The organism is Parageobacillus thermantarcticus, from assembly GCF_900111865.1.
GTDB lineage: Bacteria > Bacillota > Bacilli > Bacillales > Anoxybacillaceae > Parageobacillus > Parageobacillus thermantarcticus.
On the sequence record NZ_FOJS01000093.1, the window covers coordinates 1 to 2459 of the forward strand.

General features: G+C 37.3%; 4 protein-coding genes. All 4 read left to right on the plus strand.

The features are described from left to right. Positions 1-198 (plus strand): hypothetical protein (locus BM278_RS19080; RefSeq protein ID WP_143093498.1); only part of this gene is annotated, 198 nt, incomplete at its 5' end. Between the two features lie 183 nt (positions 199-381). Beyond that, positions 382-600 (plus strand): hypothetical protein, encoded by a 219-nt coding sequence (locus BM278_RS18090; protein WP_061912639.1) that lies wholly within the window; start codon positions 382-384, stop codon positions 598-600. Between the two features lie 935 nt (positions 601-1535). Next, the gene (locus tag BM278_RS18095; RefSeq protein ID WP_090952510.1) at positions 1536-1904 is read left to right on the plus strand and encodes an AbrB/MazE/SpoVT family DNA-binding domain-containing protein; all 369 of its coding nucleotides are present in this window, start codon (positions 1536-1538) and stop codon (positions 1902-1904) included. Next, positions 1891-2235: a type II toxin-antitoxin system RelE/ParE family toxin gene (locus tag BM278_RS18100; protein ID WP_090952513.1), complete on the plus strand. Its 345-nt coding sequence runs from the start codon at positions 1891-1893 to the stop codon at positions 2233-2235. The genes BM278_RS18095 and BM278_RS18100 overlap by 14 nt, the downstream gene beginning before the upstream one ends. The last annotated feature ends 224 nt before the right edge of the window (positions 2236-2459 follow it).

Consider the following 2459-nt stretch of genomic DNA (forward strand, 5'->3'; position numbering starts at 1 on the left):
AAAAAAGACCAATTCGAAATGGCGGAAGATTTGAAACTCATTTATCGATCTCCGAATAAAAAAACGGCATTGGAAATGTTTCAACAATTTGAATCGAAAAGTATTGTAATAATAGTTGTGGTGTTAATGAATCTATCCCGAAAATTAGTATTTTCATCATTTGCTGGTGCCGCAACGCGGCATGGAACTCCATCCTGAAATAACTATGGATAACTTTTACTGTTATTTCATTCATCGATGTGCCAATTTTTGGCATGGTTGTCTGTTAAATAACTCTGTTGATATTTGATTTTTTCAAACTGAAAGCATAAACGGATGAAACCTATTTTCTTTGTTACAAGAAATGAAACAAAAAATTAACAAATAAAGGAGTAAACCTATATGAGTTATTTAAACTATGATTACAAGAAGAAAAAAAAGAAAAATGGAAATCAAATTGTCTCTATCAGAGATATAGGTGAAAACTCATTATTAGAAGTGGAATTAAAAGACAATGAAGTTCAATTAGTTGTTTATTGGCGTAATGATAAGACAGTAGGATTTAAAATGCCGAAAGAAATGTTTGAGAATATTTACAAAGATCTAATGGAGTCCAATTAGATAGAAAAAGAACATAGATAGAAAAAGAACAGAAGAATCTTATTAATCCTAGTTAATAATATATAACGCGTTTTTTCTGGCTGGATAATTTTATGTTCGGACAAGCAAAAATGTCTATAAAGAAGTCTATTTAAGCGCGTCTGGCGAGGTGTCCCATCTTGCTAGGCGTTTTTGTTGTGTCAAAAAAGAGACTGAAAGTAGATTGATCTAGCATCCATTCTGAATATAAGGTGGACAGATTTTGGGATAAGAGTATTGCGAGTTAGCACATTATTTCAGAATCCCTTTTTCAAATTATTTCAGGCGGATTCGGAAATAATGTGCAAAATTTTTGCGGATTGTTCGGTCAAGTCCAAATGATTGCGTAAATTCCCCTTTGCTAGACAACATGGACTTGATGGCTTGGCGTACAGTAGGTAAGTCCGGAAAACCTCCTTGACGGTCTCTTTTCCGGACAAGCGATCATGTTGTCAAGGAACAGGTGTGTCAAGGAGCTTTCGCGGCAACTCCTCGATTCCAAGGTATTCCACGTTTTCCTTGACACGGTGAATAACTGAAAGACACCATCTACTGAATCAAAAGCTGGCGCCTAATCTGTTTTTCCATTCTTTCCGCAAAGGGAGGCTAAAAGGGACACGGAAACATGCAGCGGCTCGCTGGGCATCCCGCCACGACCTCCTTCGGCTTAAAGGATGGTGGCTATGATTTAGCGGGATGCAGTGAGGGCGCCGCCAACGTTTCAATGACACATGTTTGTTAGTAGACAATTCTTTCGGCTTGAGGGAATCATTGTTTTTGTTTTTCATTAGTGGTATCATACTAAACAAAGAAACCAAGAATTTTTATAACAAAAAAAGCAAGAAAGTTGGTTAATTTTTTCGAGGAGGGGGAATAATATGGTACCATCAGATGTGGTGGCAAAGGGGAAGGTACCTATGGAGAATATCCCTAATCGTAAGAAACATGCTGTGAAACGAATTGCCGTATCGAGCAAAAAGCAAATTACGATACCGAAGGACTTTTATGAGCAATTAGGAATTGGAAACGAAGTATTAATTGAGTTAGCCGATAATAAATTAATTATTCGTCCGATTCACGGAGATCACTTTGACTTTTCCGATCTTATTTTAAAAGACCTTATCGAAGAAGGATATGCAGGAGAAGAACTTTACAAAGAGTTTGTATACCGTAAATCGCAAATCGCCCCTGCATTAGAAACCATGATTTCTGAAGAAAGACCAAAGGCGAAAACATATACATGGGATACGTTGGAGGATTTATTTAACGAAGATGACGAAGAATAATCGCCTGCAATTACTCCCTAAGGCGGAAAAGGCGATAAAAAAGATGACGAAAAAAGACCAAGCATTAAAACAACGCTTTAAAAACGCCTTGCGGGAGATTCTTTCCAATCCAACCGAAGCTGGAGAAGCGAAAACAGGGGATTTAGCAGGGATTTACGGTTATGATATTTACCATCAAGGGATTAATTACGAGATTGCCTATTTTATTGATTTCGATGAAAACGGAAATTTAGTGGTTGTTGTCTTAGCAGGAACCCGCGAAAATTTTTATGATGAGCTTAAACGTTATATGAAAACGAACAACATCAAACCAACTAAACAAAGATCATGAATGCCGTGGAGTTGATGAAATCCAAGAATTTGTGTAAAAAGAAGCGGGGCACAAAGCGGTTCTATTTTTCGGAGACTTAAGTTCGCCGGCTCCTTTGCTAGACAACATGGACTTGATGGCTTGGCGTACAGTAGGTAAGTCCGGAAAACCTCCTGTTTTTTGCAAGGAAAAAGTGCAGAGTATTGCAGTATATAAATTCGTTTATATTGCATAAAAATTCAATC

Bases quoted from the DNA above. Each gene is read 5' to 3' on its own strand.
- BM278_RS18100 (WP_090952513.1), top strand. From the start codon at position 1,891: ATGACGAAGAATAATCGCCTGCAATTACTCCCTAAGGCGGAAAAGGCG.
- BM278_RS18095 (WP_090952510.1), top strand. From the start codon at position 1,536: ATGGAGAATATCCCTAATCGTAAGAAACATGCTGTGAAACGAATTGCC.
- BM278_RS18090 (WP_061912639.1), top strand. From the start codon at position 382: ATGAGTTATTTAAACTATGATTACAAGAAGAAAAAAAAGAAAAATGGA.